At 63.3% G+C, this 17230-nt stretch carries 17 protein-coding genes; 11 read left to right on the plus strand and 6 right to left on the minus strand.

Going from position 1 to position 17230, the window contains the following annotated elements:
• Positions 1-15 precede the first annotated feature (15 nt).
• Positions 16-330, minus strand: a complete 315-nt coding sequence (locus NKJ17_RS26920) for a nuclear transport factor 2 family protein (protein ID WP_254819134.1) — start codon at positions 328-330, stop codon at positions 16-18.
• A 617-nt stretch (positions 331-947) separates the two neighbouring features.
• Between NKJ17_RS26920 and leuA the strand changes: the two genes are divergently transcribed.
• The 4 genes from leuA (at position 948) to NKJ17_RS26940 (ending at position 6400) form a co-directional block, all read left to right on the plus strand.
• Positions 948-2684 carry a 2-isopropylmalate synthase gene (gene leuA, locus NKJ17_RS26925; RefSeq protein ID WP_352508989.1) on the plus strand — a complete coding sequence of 579 codons (1737 nt, stop codon included), beginning with the start codon at positions 948-950 and terminating at the stop codon, positions 2682-2684.
• Between the two features lie 143 nt (positions 2685-2827).
• Positions 2828-4618, plus strand: coding sequence for a tetratricopeptide repeat protein (locus NKJ17_RS26930; RefSeq protein ID WP_352508990.1), 1791 nt, complete (start codon positions 2828-2830; stop codon positions 4616-4618).
• A 227-nt stretch (positions 4619-4845) separates the two neighbouring features.
• Positions 4846-5649 (plus strand): alpha/beta fold hydrolase, encoded by an 804-nt coding sequence (locus NKJ17_RS26935; protein WP_352508991.1) that lies wholly within the window; start codon positions 4846-4848, stop codon positions 5647-5649.
• 133 nt (positions 5650-5782) lie between these two features.
• Positions 5783-6400, plus strand: coding sequence for a hypothetical protein (locus NKJ17_RS26940; protein WP_254819130.1), 618 nt, complete (start codon positions 5783-5785; stop codon positions 6398-6400).
• 72 nt (positions 6401-6472) lie between these two features.
• On the opposite strand, the gene NKJ17_RS26945 is transcribed toward NKJ17_RS26940, so the two are convergent.
• Positions 6473-7417: a metallophosphoesterase family protein gene (locus NKJ17_RS26945; RefSeq protein WP_254819270.1), complete on the minus strand. Its 945-nt coding sequence runs from the start codon at positions 7415-7417 to the stop codon at positions 6473-6475.
• Between the two features lie 53 nt (positions 7418-7470).
• Here NKJ17_RS26945 and NKJ17_RS26950 point away from each other — a divergent pair, with 53 nt between their 5' ends.
• On the plus strand, positions 7471-7971 hold the full coding sequence (locus NKJ17_RS26950; RefSeq protein WP_352508992.1) for an NUDIX domain-containing protein: 501 nt from the start codon (positions 7471-7473) through the stop codon (positions 7969-7971).
• A 2-nt stretch (positions 7972-7973) separates the two neighbouring features.
• On the opposite strand, the gene NKJ17_RS26955 is transcribed toward NKJ17_RS26950, so the two are convergent.
• A complete protein-coding gene (locus tag NKJ17_RS26955) occupies positions 7974-8963 on the minus strand; it encodes a glutathione S-transferase family protein (protein WP_352508993.1) in 990 nt (329 codons plus the stop codon).
• Positions 8964-9241: 278 nt separating this feature from the next.
• Between NKJ17_RS26955 and NKJ17_RS26960 the strand changes: the two genes are divergently transcribed.
• The 4 genes from NKJ17_RS26960 (at position 9242) to NKJ17_RS26975 (ending at position 11894) form a co-directional block, all read left to right on the plus strand.
• Positions 9242-9778, plus strand: a complete 537-nt coding sequence (locus NKJ17_RS26960) for a GNAT family N-acetyltransferase (protein WP_254819127.1) — start codon at positions 9242-9244, stop codon at positions 9776-9778.
• 64 nt (positions 9779-9842) lie between these two features.
• Positions 9843-10604, plus strand: a complete 762-nt coding sequence (locus tag NKJ17_RS26965; RefSeq protein WP_352508994.1) for a 3-hydroxyacyl-CoA dehydrogenase — start codon at positions 9843-9845, stop codon at positions 10602-10604.
• Positions 10576-11382 (plus strand): HugZ family pyridoxamine 5'-phosphate oxidase, encoded by an 807-nt coding sequence (locus NKJ17_RS26970; protein WP_352509001.1) that lies wholly within the window; start codon positions 10576-10578, stop codon positions 11380-11382. Before NKJ17_RS26965 ends, NKJ17_RS26970 begins: the two co-directional genes overlap by 29 nt.
• Before the next feature lie 173 nt (positions 11383-11555).
• Positions 11556-11894 carry an ArsR/SmtB family transcription factor gene (locus tag NKJ17_RS26975; protein WP_254819124.1) on the plus strand — a complete coding sequence of 113 codons (339 nt, stop codon included), beginning with the start codon at positions 11556-11558 and terminating at the stop codon, positions 11892-11894.
• Positions 11895-11982: 88 nt separating this feature from the next.
• Here NKJ17_RS26975 and NKJ17_RS26980 read toward each other — a convergent pair whose 3' ends face one another.
• Positions 11983-12987 (minus strand): L,D-transpeptidase, encoded by a 1005-nt coding sequence (locus tag NKJ17_RS26980; protein WP_352508995.1) that lies wholly within the window; start codon positions 12985-12987, stop codon positions 11983-11985.
• A gap of 308 nt (positions 12988-13295) precedes the next feature.
• Between NKJ17_RS26980 and NKJ17_RS26985 the strand changes: the two genes are divergently transcribed.
• Positions 13296-14093: a TrmH family RNA methyltransferase gene (locus tag NKJ17_RS26985; RefSeq protein WP_352508996.1), complete on the plus strand. Its 798-nt coding sequence runs from the start codon at positions 13296-13298 to the stop codon at positions 14091-14093.
• Positions 14094-14203: 110 nt separating this feature from the next.
• Here NKJ17_RS26985 and NKJ17_RS26990 read toward each other — a convergent pair whose 3' ends face one another.
• Positions 14204-15367, minus strand: a complete 1164-nt coding sequence (locus NKJ17_RS26990) for a coiled-coil domain-containing protein (RefSeq protein WP_352508997.1) — start codon at positions 15365-15367, stop codon at positions 14204-14206.
• A 147-nt stretch (positions 15368-15514) separates the two neighbouring features.
• A complete protein-coding gene (locus NKJ17_RS26995) occupies positions 15515-16096 on the minus strand; it encodes a DUF1134 domain-containing protein (RefSeq protein ID WP_023679557.1) in 582 nt (193 codons plus the stop codon).
• A gap of 339 nt (positions 16097-16435) precedes the next feature.
• Between NKJ17_RS26995 and chpT the strand changes: the two genes are divergently transcribed.
• A complete protein-coding gene (chpT, locus tag NKJ17_RS27000) occupies positions 16436-17065 on the plus strand; it encodes a histidine phosphotransferase ChpT (RefSeq protein ID WP_254819119.1) in 630 nt (209 codons plus the stop codon).
• Positions 17066-17230: the final 165 nt, after the last annotated feature.

Raw genomic sequence — 17230 nt, forward strand, 5'->3', positions numbered from 1 at the left:
ACCAGCTGGGCTGCGTCAGCTGATCACCAGGCTCGATATACGCTCGCCGTCCAGCGTGAAGACCATATCGCCCTCGCCGTTGAAACCGTTGCCTTCGACGGCGATGCGAACGCGGCAGGTGCCGTCCGCTGCTGCGATGCCGAGGATGCTGAACCTGGACTGCACGCCGATATTGTCCGACTGGTTCCAGCGCGCAATCTGCTCGCGGCCCCGGAACGACCGGCCCCAGTCGCTCAGAAAGGCATCCGGCGTGAAACTGTCCAGGAAGGCTTCGGTGTCGCCGGCATTGGTGGCTTCGACAAAGCGGCGGATGGGATCGGGCGTGTCCATGTCTTTCCTCCTGGACCGGATTCCGGTGCTCTGGAAGGAGCGGCCGGATGGGACGATAGGGTAGTCCTCGAAGCATGACGCCGAAAATAAAAACCCGCCTCGGGAGGCGGGTCGTTGGAGCCAATTAGCACCATACCCAGATTAGTAGCATAGCTGCCGGCACAAAGCAAGAACAAAATGTGGCTACCCCGGACAATCGCGACAGGTTTGCGCCGCCCTGCGTGAAGGGCAGCGCCGGCATCGGTCATCCTTTTGATTGATTTCCCTGGCATCGAACAGCCCCAAGCTGACGGGCGTGCTCCCACTTGCCTCGCTTTGCCCGCTCCTGTATGAAAACCGCCATGAGCCCGCGCGCCACCTCTTTTGCGTCCCGTCCGACTGGCATTGCCGGCCAGACCGTTCGCGCGCTTGCCTCCACCCTGCTGCTTCTCGGCCTTATCGGCGATCGCCGGGTTCGCTGAAGGAGCGCCCGGCGGTCGAATTCGCCGCTCACGCGCACGCTCCTTGGCCAGTCTGCAAATTGGCACGTCACATCAAGCGAACGAAATTCTGGTAAAGGCGCCGCTCGCCACCAATCCGCCTGAAGCTGGATCCGCGAGCCGCCGGGAGAAAAGACGATGAACGCACGAGAAGATATCCGTCTGAACGTAGAGGAAACCGCCAAGCCCGCGAGGGGCATGCCGGACGCTGCCCGCAAATACCAACCCTATCCGACCGTCGGCCTTGCCGATCGCACCTGGCCTTCGAAAGTGATCGACAAGGCGCCGATCTGGTGCTCGGTCGACCTGCGCGACGGCAACCAGGCGCTGATCGATCCGATGGGCCAGGAACGCAAGGCGCGCATGTTCGCCCTGCTGCTCGACATGGGCTTCAAGGAGATCGAGATCGGCTTCCCGTCGGCCTCGCAGACCGATTTCGATTTCGCCCGCTGGTGCATCGAACAAGGCAACGTGCCCGCCGACGTCTCGCTGCAGGTGCTGGTACAGTGCCGGCCGGAACTGATCACCCGCACTTTCGAGGCGCTCAAGGGCGCCACCAACCCGATCGTCCATTTCTATAACTCGACCAGCGAGCTGCAGCGCCGCGTCGTCTTCGAGAAGGACGTCGCCGGCATCAAGCGGATCGCCACCGATGCGGCCAAGATGATCACCGACATGGCGGCGAAGGCCGGCGGCGGCTACCGTTTCGAATACTCGCCGGAGAGCTTTACCGGCACCGAGCTCGAAGTGGCGCTGGAGATCTGCAACGCAGTCACCGAGATCGTCAGGCCGACGGCGGAAAACAGGCTGATCATCAACCTGCCCTCCACGGTCGAGATGTCGACGCCCAACATCTATGCCGACCGCATCGAATGGATGTGCCGCAATCTCGACAATCGCGAGAACCTGTTGATCTCGCTGCACCCGCACAATGACCGCGGCACCGGCATCGCCACCACCGAACTCGGCCTGATGGCGGGCGCCGACCGCGTCGAAGGCACGCTGTTCGGCAATGGCGAGCGCACCGGCAATGTCGACATCGTCACGCTGGCGCTCAACATGTACACGCAAGGCGTCGATCCCAAGCTCGACTGCTCCGACATCAACCGCATGAAGGACGTCTACGAATACTCCAACCAGCTGAAGATCCCAGAGCGCCATCCCTATGTCGGCGAGCTCGTCTACACCGCCTTTTCCGGCTCGCACCAGGACGCCATCAACAAGGGGATGAAGGCGCTGCGCAAGGCCAACACGCCGCATTGGGAGGTGCCCTACCTGCCGATCGACCCGGCCGATGTCGGCCGCAGCTATGAAGCTATCATCCGCATCAACTCGCAGTCCGGCAAGGGCGGTATCGCCTATGTGCTGCATGCGGATTACGGCCTCAACCTGCCGCGCAACCTGCAGATCGAGTTCAGCCAGGCCATCCAGGCGATCACCGACGCCGAAGGCAAGGAAGTGCCGGCCAGGCGCATCTACGAGCGCTTTCTCGATACCTATGTCGACCAGCCCGGCGCGCGGCTGAAGTTCCTCGACCACCACACCTACCCCGACACCGAGGTCAAGGGCCGGCGCGTGGTCGAAGCGGTGATCCTCGACAAAGGCAAGGAGGTGACCATATCAGGCACCGGCACCGGCCCGATCGACGGCTTCGTCGATGCGCTGTCGCGCCATGTCGGGGTGCCGATGTCGGTGCTGGATTATTCCGAGCATTCCATGCAGCGCGGCTCGAATGCCTCGGCCATTTCCTATGTCGAGATGGAACATCCGGGCGGCAAGCTGTTCGGAGCCGGCATCAACACCAACATCGTCGCCGCCTCGCTCGAAGCCGTGGTTTCGGCCGCCAACCGCATCGTCGGCCGAAAGCTCGGCTAGCCGAGACTGCCAGACTCGCGCCATCGGCCCACCGGACTTTTATCCGGTGGGTACGCTATCGCACCATAAGCACACGCTTGTAAGCCGCCGCCAGCGCTATATGATTGCACCTCAACCTGTGCCGAATTCGAAGGGATCGACACTTGCAGCATACCACGCCTGCCGCCCCCGCAGTGCGCGAAACGCTGGAGCGATTGCTTGCCAGCGAAACGTTCGGACGATCCGAGCGCGCGCGCAAGCTGCTCCGCTATCTCGTCGAGCGCGAGCAGGCAGGCGAAGCCGACCGGCTCAAGGGCTTCTCCATAGCGATGGACGTCTTCGGCAAGGACGGCGATTTCGATCCGTCGACCGATGCGGTGGTGCGGGTGCAGGCCGGCAGGCTGCGCGAGCTTCTGCAGCAGTATTTCGCCAATGAGGGCGTTGCCGAACCGGTCCGCATCGCCATTCCGCGCGGCGGCTATGTTCCATCCTACGAACTCAATGCCATTCGCTTGCCGGCGGAGGTGGAGGCAAAGAGCAAGCCGCAGCCAGCGACAGAGGAGGCGGCGACGACCGCCCCGCCCGGATCGCTGGAGGACGCCCGCAACCGGACACATCCGGCTGCATTGCTGAGCGTTCCAGCCGTCGCCCCTGCTGCACCTTCGCTGCAGCGCCATTTGCAATTCTTCTGGCTGGCGATCGCGCTAGTCATCCTCATGCTGGGTGTGCTGATCCTTCGCCAGGGCAGCGTGGTGTTGCTGACCGGCGGCGACACGGCGGTCGAGACCGCGGTGGCGACCGCCAGCATTGCAGCGCCTCCGGTTGAAAACCTTCCCCAGGTCTACATCGCCATCAAGGCCGACAGCGACGTGGCTCGCCGTGTCGCCGCATCGCTGCGCGCCGGCCTTAGCGGCTTCGACACCATCAATTTCATCGGCCGTGATGCCGACAGCCCGCCCGATCCAGTTACCGACGCCGCCAGCTTCGTATTCGATGTCCTGCCCGGGCCGCGCAGCGGCGACATCATGCTCGAGCTGCAAAGCGTGGCAACAGGCCGCGTGCTGCTGTCACGCAACCTGACCGCCGGCGACAGCGCGAACACCGCCATCGAGGACCAGATCTCCGGCATTTTGAGCTCGGCTCTTCCCGCCTCGGGCACGATCTACAACTACATCGAGCAGAGCGGCATCCAGACCGGGCTGACGGCGTGCCTGGTGCTCAACGGCAAATATTATCTCGACCAGAACGCCCAGACGCACGAAGCCGCCTACCGCTGCCTCGAAGATCTTGCCAACGGGAAGGCGAAGTCGTCGCTCGTCTATTCGGAACTCGCGTCCTTGCATCTTGAAGCGGTCACCGACCACTATCCCTACCCCGCCGACGCGACGATCGACAAAGCGATGACGTTTGCCCATCGCGCCATCCAGATGGGCCCGACCAGCCCCTACGCGCACCGCGCCCTTGGTTATCTCAACTCGCGCATGGGCGATTCCGCGGAATCGATCCGCTGGATGCGCAAGGCCTATGAGCTCAATCCCTACGATCTCGCAATGGCCGCCGCCTATGGCTACGGGCTGGTTTTCGCCGGCAGGTACAGCGAGGGCACCCCGATCATCGCTCACGCGGTGGACATCGCCAGCGCCCATCCGACATGGTGGGATTACGGGCTGTTCGCCGGAGAGTTCATGATGGGCGACATGAACAAGGCGACGCTTGCCGGCGACGGCTTGCGAACGACGGAAATGAAATCGCATTATCTGGCCGCGCGGCTGATCGGTGCCAAGGCTGCCGGCCGCGAGAAGCTGGCGAGCAGGCTGCTGCAGGAACTGACCACCAAATTCCCGAAATTCGCAGCCGATCCGCGCGCAACCTTCGTCGAACGAAGATATCCCGCCGATCTGACCAACCGGCTGGTGGAAGCCCTGCGCGCCGCCGGGCTTGGCGGCGCCAGCTGACGTCTCCGGGCGCGTGCACGACGTCAGGTGATCGCGAAGATTTTACTGGCCATCCGGACGGCCAAAGCGCAATTCAGACACAATTTGAACCGGCCAATCCGATCCCACATAGGTCTTATCGCGCATAAGACTGATCTCCGCATAAGTCTGACCTCCCACAAAGACTGATCCGCATAAGACCGCCCCCGGCATCCTGACTGATCCCGGCACCAAGCCATAAAGTTTGCATGACCCCATCCCTGTACGCCGCCGAACGGGGCACCGGCCCGACAATCATCGCCTTGCTGCATGGTTTCGGTGGCTGCCACGACGATTGGCGCGAGGTGGCCGCGTCCCTGGCACTCGGCGCGCGGACGTTGGCCTATGATCTGCCGGGGCATGGGCTGTCACTCGATTTTCCGGGCGGCGGTCCGGCCAGGATTGCAGCCAGTGCCGTCCTTGCGGATTTTTCCGCTCGCGGGATTAAGCGGGCCCATCTCGTCGGCCATTCGATGGGCGGCGCCGTGGCCGCCCTGATGGCATTGAACGAGCCGGAAAAAATAGCCTCGCTGACGCTGCTGGCGCCGGGCGGTTTTGGTCCTGAGATCAATGGTCCGCTGCTTCGTCGTTACGCCGCCGCTGCCGGCACGGATGAAATCCGCGCCTGTCTTGCCGCCATGTCGGGACCACAAAGCCGGCCTTCGCAGCATAGGGTCGATCTCGTCAACGAGATGCGGCAGCGTCCCGGTCAGCTACGGACACTTGTCGAGCTCGCGGCCGCCATGACCAGGGATGATCGGCAAGGCGTCATCCCAAGCGAGCGGCTTGAAACGCTGAATATGCCAGTCATGGTGGTTTGGGGAACCGACGACGCGATGCTGCCCGTCAGCCAGGCGGACGGCCTGCCGAAGCATTTTCATCTGCACCACGTGCTGGAAGCCGGCCATATGCTGGTCGAGGAAGCGCCCGGCCTGGTCGTCGAGGCTGTCCGTTGCAACATGCGGCGCCGAAGCAGGCGACTTCGTCCAGAATTGGCTGCGGCGGCGAGCTGATCCGTCCTCGCGCGGGACGGCCGCGGCGCAGGTGCTCCTTCCACCGAACCCTTGCCGGCCCGTCGATCTGGTAAGTGCATTTTGCCGGCGGCTGTGTTAATTCGGTGTTAACCAAACCCGCGAGGCAACGCCGATGAAGGACGCAGGCGAGAACATCACCCAGATCGATCAGTCGCGAAAACTGTCCGATGCCATTCGCGACGTCAAGAACGCCTTCGCCGACCGCGACGATGTCGTCGTCGACATGCGCGAAGCGCATCGCATGCGGCTTGATCTGCTTGCCGCCGAACTCGCGCCGGTCTTCGGCGACGTGCCCACCGACATGGACAGTTTCGACTTCGCCGTCTCGTCCGGCCTGCAGCCACGGCTGTGGATCGACGCCGTCAGCCATGTCGCCATGGGACGCGACCGCCGCACCTACCGCTTTCTCAAGGACACGCGCATCGGCCGCGTCGTCCTCGCCGAATCGACCGACATGAAGGTCGTTGCCGACCAGGTGACGCGCTATGTCGCCGAGCGCGTTGTCGAGCGCCAGAGAATGATGGAAGGCGGCATCGAGCAAGCCGTCGCCGGCCTTAAACGCGCCCTGGTGGCGGAGGCCGAGCCGCCGCTGCAGATCGCCGCGCGCAGCAACGGCTGGTCGGCGTTCTTTTCCGGCCTCGGCCTGATCGCCGCCGGCGCCCTGGTCGGCCTGGCGATTTCGCTCGTGCTGTTCTGGGATCGCATCGTCGCGATGAAAATAAGCTTCTGAAGCGGTTCAGCGTTTCACCGAAGTGCTGAACGGCTCTATCTCTTTGTTTTGACGCAATTCCGAAAAACCGCTTCACACTTTTCCTGGAATTGCTCTAGCCATCGACGCCTCGGCCTCGACGCCAAGCTCCAGCGTCTGCAGGTCGCTGGGCGGCAATGCCGGCCCGGTCAGGCCGCGGCGCGTCAGCCTGATCCGCCAATTGTCCTTTTCACCGTCAATGTCGAGCAGATTGTATTGCGCCGGCGCATGCGAACTGCCGGGGGCCTGCCCGGCGGCGGCGACGCCGACCACCGGGATTTTTGTCTTGCGGGCGCCGATGAAGAACAGCGACGGCACATGCGAATGGCCATGCAGCACAAGTTCGGCGCCGTGCCGGTGAAGCACCCTGTGGAAGCGCGAGATGCCGAACAGCCGCTTGTTCTGCGAAACGGCGCCGCGCATCGGCGGGTGGTGGATCATGATCACCCGGAACAGGCCGCGCTTGCCTGTGGCGTCGAGCATGCCGCGCAGCCGTTCCGCCTGGCCTTCCAGAAAGAAGCCGTTGGCCATGAACGGAGCCGTGGCGCGCGCCGTGGAGACGCCGATCAGCGCAACATCGCCGCGTACGCGCAGATACGGAAAGGTGTTGCGGTCGACCGGCGTATTGACGCCGTCGCCGGTCATCCACGCCGCCCACGACCGGCAGGTCTTGTCGAAGGCGCCCGGCACATAGGCGTCATGGTTTCCCGGCACGACGGACACGTCGTTGGGCGAGCCCAGCGTCTCCAGCCAGTGCTTGGCCATCTCGAGTTCGCCGTCGAGCGCCAGATTGACCAGGTCGCCCGTGATGGCGAGATGGTCCGGCCCGCTGGCCTTCATGTCGGCGACGATCGTGTCGATGACGGCGTCGTGCATGTGGCGGCGGCGGTTGCGCTGCCAATTGACGTAGCCGACCACGCGCTTGGAGGCGAGATCGCGATAGGTTACATCGGGGAGCGGCCCCAGATGGACATCGGAAATATGCGCGAGCCTGAACATCTTTTCTTCATAGGCGAGGCGCGCGCCGCTTTCCACTCACGGTTTCGCGGACGATGACGACGCCGGATCCGGAGCAAGCGCTGCGCCAGACCGGATGGCCGGGCCTCAGGGCAAGGCTGTTTCACCTGTATTTCGTACTGCGGCGGCCGATGACGCTCGGCGTGCGCGGCTTGATTCACGACCGCCCCTCCAATTCCGTCTTCCTCATCCGCCATACCTATGTTCCTGGCTGGCACCTGCCCGGCGGTGGCGTCGAGTTGGGCGAGACGATGATCGAAGCGCTGACACGCGAAGTCTTCGAGGAAGGCAACATCGCGCTGACCGGACCGCCGGTGCTGAAGTCGCTGCATTTCAACCGCCGCGCCAGCCGCCGCGATCATGTCGGCCTTTATCTGGTCGAGGAGTTCGACCAGCCAGCACCCAAGCTGCCTGACCGCGAGATCGCCGAAGCCGGCTTCTTCCCGCTCGACCGCTTGCCTCAGGGAACGACGCCGGCAACTTTGCGACGGATTGCCGAGGTTTTTGATGGCGCAGCGGTATCGCCTTACTGGTAAAATCAGGCAGCCTTCCTGAACCTGTCGCGGTCATGCGGCGCGCCATAGTCGAGCTCTGGCCCGACCGGCACGATGCGCGTCGGGTTGATCGTCTCGTGGCTGCCGTAATAATGCGCTTTGATGTGGTGCAAATTCACCGTGCCGGCAACGCCCGGCACCTGGTAGAGGTCGCGCAGATAATTCGACAGGTTCGGATAGTCGGCGATGCGGCGCAGATTGCATTTGAAATGGCCAACATAGACCGGGTCGAAGCGGACCAGTGTCGTGAACAGCCGCCAGTCCGCCTCTGTGATGCGGCCGCCAACGAGATAGCGCTGCTTTGACAGGCGGTCCTCCAGCGTCTCGAGCGCCGAGAACAATTCGCCGAACGCCTCCTCGTAGGCTGTCTGCGTGGTGGCGAAGCCGGCACGGTAGACGCCATTGTTGACCGCGGGATAGACCAGCGCATTGACCGCATCGATCTCGCCGCGCAACGGTTCCGGATAGAAATCGAGCTTGGCATCGCCCCATTCGTCGAACGCCGAATTGAGCATGCGGATAATCTCGGAGGATTCGTTCGAAACGATGGTCTGCTCGCGTTTGTCCCACAGCACGGGAACGGTGACGCGGCCCGAATAGCCGGGATCGGCCCTGGTGTAGATCTGGTGCAGGAAATCGAGGCCGTAGAGCGTGTCGCCGGTGGCGCCGTCCTCGGCCAGGAACGTCCAGCCGTCGGCGCCCATGAAATGATGGACGACCGAGATGGAAATCACGTCCTCGAGTTTCTTGAGCACGCGAAAGATCAGCGTCCGATGCGCCCACGGGCAGGCGAGCGAGACATAGAGGTGATAGCGGCCGGGCTCGGCCTTGAAGCCGCGTTTTCGTCCTTCGGCCGGCGCGCCGTCGCGGGTCACCCAGTCGCGCCACTGTGACTGCGCGCGCACGAATTTCCCGCCGCTCTCCCCGGTATCGTACCAGCGGTCCTGCCATTGGCCTTCGACTAGCAATCCCATGAAATATCCTTTCGCGTTCCTACCCGATGTAGGGCAGCAAGCGGCCCCGCGGAAATCCTCGACGCTGAACAGATCGTCAACGGCTGCGTCGAGTGCGTGTCGGCTGCGCCGGCCGATTGCGGCGGCTGAAAATTGGTGGTAGCGGACATCCACATGTTTGACTTTGCCGTGATCCGGTTCGACCGACGACGAAAGAGCGCCCGCGCTTGATGAAGCGCTGACTGGCGAACGCTGCCGCTTGCAGCAAACCTTTCCTCGTATACCGGAACGCAAAGACCATGAGCCTTGCCGACGTGAAATACCTGCCGGAAACTCCGGCGCATGATCCTGAAATCGAAGCCATCAACAACGAGGCTTTCGGGCCGGGCCGTTTCGTGCTTGCCGCCTACAAGATCCGCCAAGCTGGCTCGCACGAACGCGCTTTGTCATTCGTGGCCGTCGACGGCGCAATCGTCGTCGCCTCGGTACGGATGACGCGTATCGCCGCCGGTGCCGGCCGCGCGCTGATGCTCGGGCCGCTCGCCGTGCGGCCGGCCTTCAAAAATCTCGGCATTGGCCGCAAGCTGGTGGCAATCGCGCTGGAAGCCGCCGCCAAGGCCGGCGCGCCGGCCGTGATGCTGGTCGGCGACGAACCCTATTACGGCCCGCTCGGCTTCAAGAGGCTGCCGCGCGGGCAGATCTCGATGCCGCGTCCGGTCGATCCCGATCGGCTTTTGGCGCACGAGATCATGCCGGGCGCGGTGGCAAGGCTGGTGGGCGAGGTTTGCCACGCCGACCAGGCAAGGATTGCCGAGCACATCGCCGCGATGGCGTGACCGTGCCGGCGCTGTTGCACGGTGGCTTCGCAGCATTAGTCTGGGCAGGGAGGCGAACGTCAAGATGAACCCGAACGGCCAGATTGCGATCGTCACCGGCGGCGGCTCTGGCCTTGGCGAGGCGACGGCGCGCGCTCTTGCCGTCCGTGGCGCCAGGGTTGCCGTCCTCGATCTCGGCATTGACCGGGCGGCCAAGGTGGCGGCCGACATCGGCGGCATCGCCGTCCAATGTGATGTGAGCAACGCGGAGAGCGGTGCCGCTGCTGTCGCGGGAGTGGGTGAGACGCTCGGCGAGCCGCGCATTCTGGTCAATTGCGCCGGCATCGCCATCGGCTTGAAGACGATCGGCAAGGATGGAGCGCACCCACTCGATCAATACCGCAAGGTGATCGAGGTCAATCTGATCGGCACCTTCAACATGATCCGCCTGGTCGCCGACCGGACCGCGAGGCTCGAACCGCTACAGGGCGGCGAGCGCGGCGTGATCGTCAACACCGCATCGGTCGCGGCCTATGACGGCCAGATCGGCCAGGCGGCCTATTCCGCGTCCAAGGCTGGCGTCGTCGGCATGACGCTGCCGGTGGCGCGCGATCTCGCCCGCTTTGGCATTCGCGTCTGCACCATCGCGCCCGGCATCTTCAGGACGCCGATGATGGCCGGCATGCCGCAGGAGGTGCAGGATTCGCTCGGCGCCGCAGTACCCTTCCCTTCCCGTTTGGGCGAGCCTTCGGAATACGCGGCACTTGTCTTGCACATCGTCGAGAACCAGATGCTCAATGGCGAGACCATTCGCCTCGATGGCGCCATCCGCATGGCGCCGAAATAAAAGCGACGGTGGTGCTTTGGACGAACCCAGGAAAGACGTGATCCGCGCGACCGACGCCGAGGCGATCAGGCTGGCAAAGACGCTGATCCGCAGCGCCCGTTTCGGCGCGCTGGCGGTGCTCGAACCAGGGACCGGTTCGCCGCTGGCCAGCCGGGTCGGCGTCGCCACCGACATCGACGGTACGCCATTGATCCTGGTCTCGATGCTGTCCGCCCACACCGGCGCTATCCTTGCCGACCCGCGCTGCTCGTTGCTCGTCGGCGAACCCGGCAAGGGCGATCCGCTGGCGCATCCGCGACTGACGCTCGTCTGCCGCGCCGTCCGGCTCGAACGCGGATCGAACGAACACGCCCGCGCCGAGCGGCGCTACCTCAACCACAATCCCAAGGCGAAGCTCTATGCCGGACTCGGCGACTTCTCGATCTTTCGGGTCGAACCGGAGCGCGCCAGCCTGAACGGCGGCTTCGGCAAGGCCTATCTGCTCGACCGCACCGATCTGGTCGCGACGGGAGCGATCGTCGAAGAGCTTGCCGTCGGCGAGCAATCGGCACTCGACCATATGAACGCCGACCATCTCGATGCGATTGCCCTCTACGCAAGTTATTTCGGCGGGGCCGGGGGCGACGGCTGGATCGTCACCGGGTTCGACGCCGACGGGATGGATCTCGTATCCGGCGACAATGTCTGTCGGGTTTTCTTCCCCGAGCCGCTGGCAGCGGCACGCGACCTCAGGCCTGTCCTGGTCGATATGGCAAAGGCCGCCCGATCGGCAAATTAATCACAGCCGGGCAGTTAATCGGCTTGCATGGAAAGCAAGCCTTGAGATTTGAGCGAAATGTTCTACCTTTGCGAGTGACGCTGAATCGCTGGCGTGCATCTATAGGGAAAGTCTATGGAATCCGACGCTATTGCCCCCATAGCGGCGGATGAGCAAGAAGGCATGGGGGATCTATGGTCTCGAACAAACTAGTCGCCAACGCCGGAACCGCGGCTGCGTTTCTGACGCTGATGGGCAACGAAAAACGTTTGTTGATCATGAGCTATCTGGCCGAGGGCGAGATGTCGGTCGGCGCCATAGCCGAGAAGGTGTCGCTCAGCCAATCCGCCCTGTCACAGCATCTGGCCAAGCTCAGGGCTTCCGACCTTGTCGAGACCCGCCGCGATCGGCAAATGATCTATTATTCCTGCAAATCCGGGGCGGTGCGCGAATTGCTGCATATGCTGGACGGCATTTTTGGCGAAGGTGAACTGTCGCAGATGGCTCACCGGCTGCGTCGCGCCGGGACTTGAGCGGCCGAGGCGGAGAACACCCCGCCAAATCCGCTTGCCGCCAAATCCGCCTTGCTGCCAAATCCGCCTTGTTGCCAAGTCAGCCTTGCTACTGAACACGCTCGTCGGCGGCCTGCGCAATCTCCTCCTTGAACTCGACCTTCGTGCCCGGCTGCACCATCGAGGCAAGGTCTTCGGCATCCCAATTGGTCAACCGGATGCAGCCATGCGAAAAGGTCGTGCCGATCTTGCCGGGTTCGGGCGTGCCGTGGATGCCGTAGCTTTCGATGGAAAGGTCGATCCAGACCGATCCCACGGGATTGTTCGGCCCGGCAGCGACGGTGAAGGGCCGCTTGGTCTTGACCCCCTTGAAAGCGAAGTCCGGATCGTAGTGATAGGTAGGGTTGTGCACCACGCGCCTGACCTCTGCCATGCCGCTTGGCGCCGGCTTCTCCTCGCTCCCAATCGAGGCGGGGTAGACCGCCAGCCATTTGCCGGCACGGTCGAGCACCCGCACCAGGCGAGCGCCCTTGTCGACCTCGATGGTAGCGACGCCGGCGGGAGGGTCGCCCCTGTCGACATCCGGCACCACCAAGGTCCTGCCGGGCTTCCTGAGGCTGGTGCCCGGATTGAGCATTCTCAGCAATTGTTCGCTGATATGGAAGCGCTCGGCCAACCTCTCCACCGCATTGCGGTAGCCGAGCCGCCGCAAGCGGGCCATCCTCTCCAAGCGGGCGGGAATACGCCGGGTGAACGGTCCACGCACATCCTTGCGCATCACCTCATAGGTCGCCAGCACCGGCTTGGCGGAGGTTGCGATGAGTTTGCTCCAGGTCTGTGGACTGAGCTTGCCATCGGGCGGAAGTCCGTTTGCCGCCTGAAACGCGGCGACGGCCTTGGCGAAGTTCTGGGAAAGGCGACCGTCGATCAGGCCCGGCGAGAAGCGGGCGCGATCCAGAAGGATCTGCGCCTTCAGCAGCATCGGATCGACACCCTTCGGTTCGCCGACAGTGAATTGGGCCTGATTGACGGTGGCCGGATCGAGCTTGGCGGCGCGGGCCACGCCGCATGCAAGGGCAAGCGTGGCGGCAAAGACGACGAGGAGCCTGATCATCGATGTCCTTCCAGGACCGCAGCAGGAGCCCGCTTCTATGACGCGGCATGGCCCTGTGCGGTTCCCTCGCCCCATCGAAATTCTGCAGAAGCGGCTTTGCCGAAGAGCCGTGCCGCGGGAATCAATATTCCCCGTCGCCAAAGCCCGGGCAGATTCCATCCTGGCCCGGCGCCCGGTGACTGGATAACCGTTAGAACGGCGTGCATCCATTTGGACGCTGAGATACGGTCTGAGCTTCGGATCCGGCATCATGCCTTCCGAAACCGAATCCCGATTCGTGGCCGACGCCATGGTCCGCCGAGGAAGCCATGGATCCGATCCGCATAGACGACCCGCACGATCCCCGCGTCGCAGCCTACCTCGACATCCGGGAGCGAGATCTTGCCGGCCGGCAAGGCCGTTTCGTCGCCGAAGGCAAGGTGGTGCTCGACACGCTGCTCGCCGCCCGGCGCTTCGAGGCAGAATCGGTGCTGGTACTCGAAAACCGGCTGGCTGGCCTCGATGACGTCTTGCGCAAGGCGCCTGCCGGGCTTCCGATCTATGTCGCATCCGGCGAAATCATCGACAGGATTGCCGGATTCCACATGCATCGCGGCATATTGGCGATCGGCTGCAAGGGCGCGGCCATCTCCGCCGAGGCCTTGCTTGGCGCACTGCCCGCCCGCGCGCTGATCGTGGTGCTGGTCGGCATCGCCAATCATGACAATATGGGCTCGATCTTCCGCAATGCCGCGGCCTTTGGCGCGGATGCCGTGCTTCTCGACCCGACCTGCTGCGATCCGCTGTACCGCAAGGCAATCCGCGTTTCGGTGGGTGCGGCCTTGAAGGTCCCCTTCGCCTGCTTTGCCGATACCGCCGGCTGCACCGCAATGCTCGACCAGCAAGGTTTCAGCCAATTCGCCTTGTCGCCGCGCGGGCAGATCGACATTCGCGATGCCGAGAGAAACGAGCGGCTGGCGCTCTATCTCGGCACCGAGGGCGAAGGCCTGCCGGAAAGCCTGCTTGCCCGCCTGCAGACGCTGCGGATCGGTATGGCGCAAGGCTTCGACAGCCTGAACGTCGCCGCCGCGTCAGCCATCGCGCTGCATCATTTTTCCGGAGCCTGATGCAGGCTGCGCAAAAGTGTGCGGCGGTTTTGCGATAACTTAAAGCACGTCTGATGAGGCCGGTCGAACGCGACGCGCTTCAGAGCCGCCGCGCTCGCGCTTGCGGTATCTCAGTCGGTCGAAGCGGCCTTCTGCAGCGCCCGCACCCGATCGGCAAGGCTGCGTCCGCCGCTCCCCGGCCGCGTATCCTCAGCCGCTGCGAGCGCCCGGGCGATCGGCGAATCCGGCCCGTCGAGCTTTGCCGTCAAGGCCACGACTTGCGCCGCCAGATCGTTCATCTCTTCGCGCAATACCGCGCTGGCGCTGCCGGCATCATCTCCGGCCCGTGATTTCGACGTTTCGACGGCAGCAAGATCTGTCTTCAGCCGCCTGTTCTCGCGTGCCAGCGATGTCAGCCTGGCCTCCAGCCGCTCGCGGTCGGCGTCGAGCTTGGCGGTTGTCTTTTCGATGTCGCCGTTGGCGGCCACATTGACCTGACTGCCTGGCACGCCGGCAAGACCCCCCGCAGGCGCCCTTTCAGCGCTTTTCGGCTTTTCGCGAAGGCGCACCAGTTCCTTCTCGCGGCGCTCCAGCCTGTCCTCGCGATCGGCCAGCGTGGCGAGCAGCCGCTCGATTTTCTTTTCCAGGTCGCCGGTTCTTTTCTTCTCGGCCTTCAGCGCGTCCCGCAAAGCCTTGCTTTCGGCTGCCAATTCCTGGCTGCGCCTGTCCGCCTCCTTGCGCTGGCCGCGCAGCAGCGAAATGTCGCTCGCCAGCTTCTGCAGCTCGGATTCGCGCGCCACCAGCTCGATCTGCCGGCTGCTGGATGAGAAACTGGCGTCGTCATACATGTGCTCCAGTTTCCGCAGTTCGAGCCCACGCTTTTCGAGGGCGCGTTCGGTCTCCGCAAGCCGCTCCGACAGCTGCTGCAGCTGCTCATCGCGCTTGCGAAGCTCCTCGCCCCTGGTTGTAAGATCGGCGACGACCCGGTTCTTGTCCTGCCGCTCGGCCGCCAATTCCTTGAGGGCTTCGCGGTCGCGGCCGATCTCGACCAGCTGTTCGGCGGCCTTCTCGCGCAATGACTTGACGGTCATTTCAAGCCGGCGCACCGAAACCGCGAACTCGGCGCGAATGCGATCCTTGTCCGCCTGGATCTCGGCCAGCGTCAACGGCATCGAACCCTCGACGCGCTTGCTCGTCAGCGCCACCGCCCGCCGCCACACGGCCGGAGCAATCATCAGCGCCAGAAAGCCCGCGCAGAAAAAGCCAAGAACAAAGAACAGGATCGACTGGACCAAGATGACTATCCGTTGTGCATGGCAACCGCCAAAGGTCGACTTTGCCATCTTCGCATGACGGAAATCCGGCGCCACGGCAAGAGTATGCCGCGGCAAAGCTCGGGCCGCGGGATCACAGGCCCAATCGCCGTCGCTCCGTCATGCCGGTCAGAACGGATTCCAGGTCGCGCGCTGGGTGAGCTTGAGGTAGCCGAGATTGACGCCGAGACGGGCGCCGACGCCGGTACGGATCGGCACGAGCAGCACATTGTTGTTCTTCAGCACGTTGAAACCGACGCCGGCGACGACATAGGCGGAGCCGGCGACGCCGCCAAAACGGTTATAGAGGCTGCTCACATCGTCCAGATTGTAGACCAGCATCATGACGCGCGAGCCCTCGCCGCCGAAATCCCAGCCGAGCGACGGGCCTTGCCAGAACACTTTGTGATCGCCGGCATTCTTGGTGTAGAGCGTGCCTTCGCCATAGGTCAGGCCACCGATCAGCGCCCCGGACCCCTCCTCGCCGAGCAGATAGCCGTTCGGCAAGCCATAGGTGGCGAAAATCTTCTCGACGACGGTGGCGAGCCCGCCCGATGTCGCACCGAAGAATTTATGACCGGAATCGACGATCTCCTGGGCCGTGTATTCCTGCGCCCGCGCCGCCGATGCCGAAAAGGCGACAAGGCCGATGAGCGCGATCGTCATTGAGATGACACGGAAAAAAGTCCGGTCGTAGAATCGGGAAACCATGCTTCCAATCTCCGTCAGGGAGCACTTTCGCCGACGCCTCGCATCCGTACGGCTCTTTGGCGGCCGTTAAGGATGACTGTTAGGGGCAAACTATGCCGTAATCCTTTTTCAACCATTAAACTCTCACATGAAGATGGCGGTTCGAAGGCTGTTTTGCATCGCCCGCGCAGCACCCTGCTGCGTGAACACACCATTTTCGACAATCAAAATTTTGGATTTGTTGCTGCACGCATAAGCGCTGTGTATTCAGAATGCTTGGGAGAGAGCGTGATTCGTGTTGACAGGCGTGATCATGACCGCCCGGTCATTGTGTTGTGAAATTTGCAGGGATTTTTGCCGATGGCCGAGCTTTTCACCCTTTCCGCACCCGACCTGGCGGCGCTTTTGTGCAGCCGGGTCTGCCACGACATCATTTCGCCGGTCGGCGCCATAAACAACGGGCTTGAGCTGCTCGACGAGGGCGGCGCCGACGAAGACGCCATGAAACTGATCCGCCAAAGCGCCAAAAACGCTTCCGCCCGCCTGCAATTCGCCCGCATCGCCTTCGGCGCCGCCGGTTCCGCCGGCATGCTGATCGACACCGGGGATGCCGAGGCCGTGGCCATCGCCTTCCTGAAGAACGAGAAGCCGGAACTGGTCTGGAACGGGACCCGTGCGCTGTTGCCCAAGAACAAGGTCAAGCTGCTGCTCAATCTCATCCTCGTCGCCAACGCCGCCATTCCGCGCGGCGGCAGGCTGGCGGTCACGCTGGAGAACCTGGAGACCGAGCCGCGCTTTGCGCTCGCGGCGAGCGGCCCGATGCTGCGCGTGCCGCCCAAATTCCTGGAATTGCATTCCGGCAACAGGCCGGACGAGCCGATCGACGCGCATTCGGTGCAGCCCTATTACACGCTGCTCCTGGCCCGCGAAGCCAACATGACGATTTCGATCCACGCGACCGCCGACGAGATCGTCCTTTCCGCAGCCTGAAGTTCTCCGAAAGAGCGGGGAAAGTATTTTCTCCAAGTCATATTTACGGCGTGGTCTTAATATCTGTGAGACGCGCTTGCGGATTGATTGCGTGAAGCATTGCGAAAGAAGATTTCACTAAAAACACCTTCAGGAAAATTTTACCTAACGGCTTTTCGGCTTCTT

This window comes from Mesorhizobium sp. M0208, assembly GCF_040322015.1.
Lineage (GTDB): Bacteria > Pseudomonadota > Alphaproteobacteria > Rhizobiales > Rhizobiaceae > Mesorhizobium.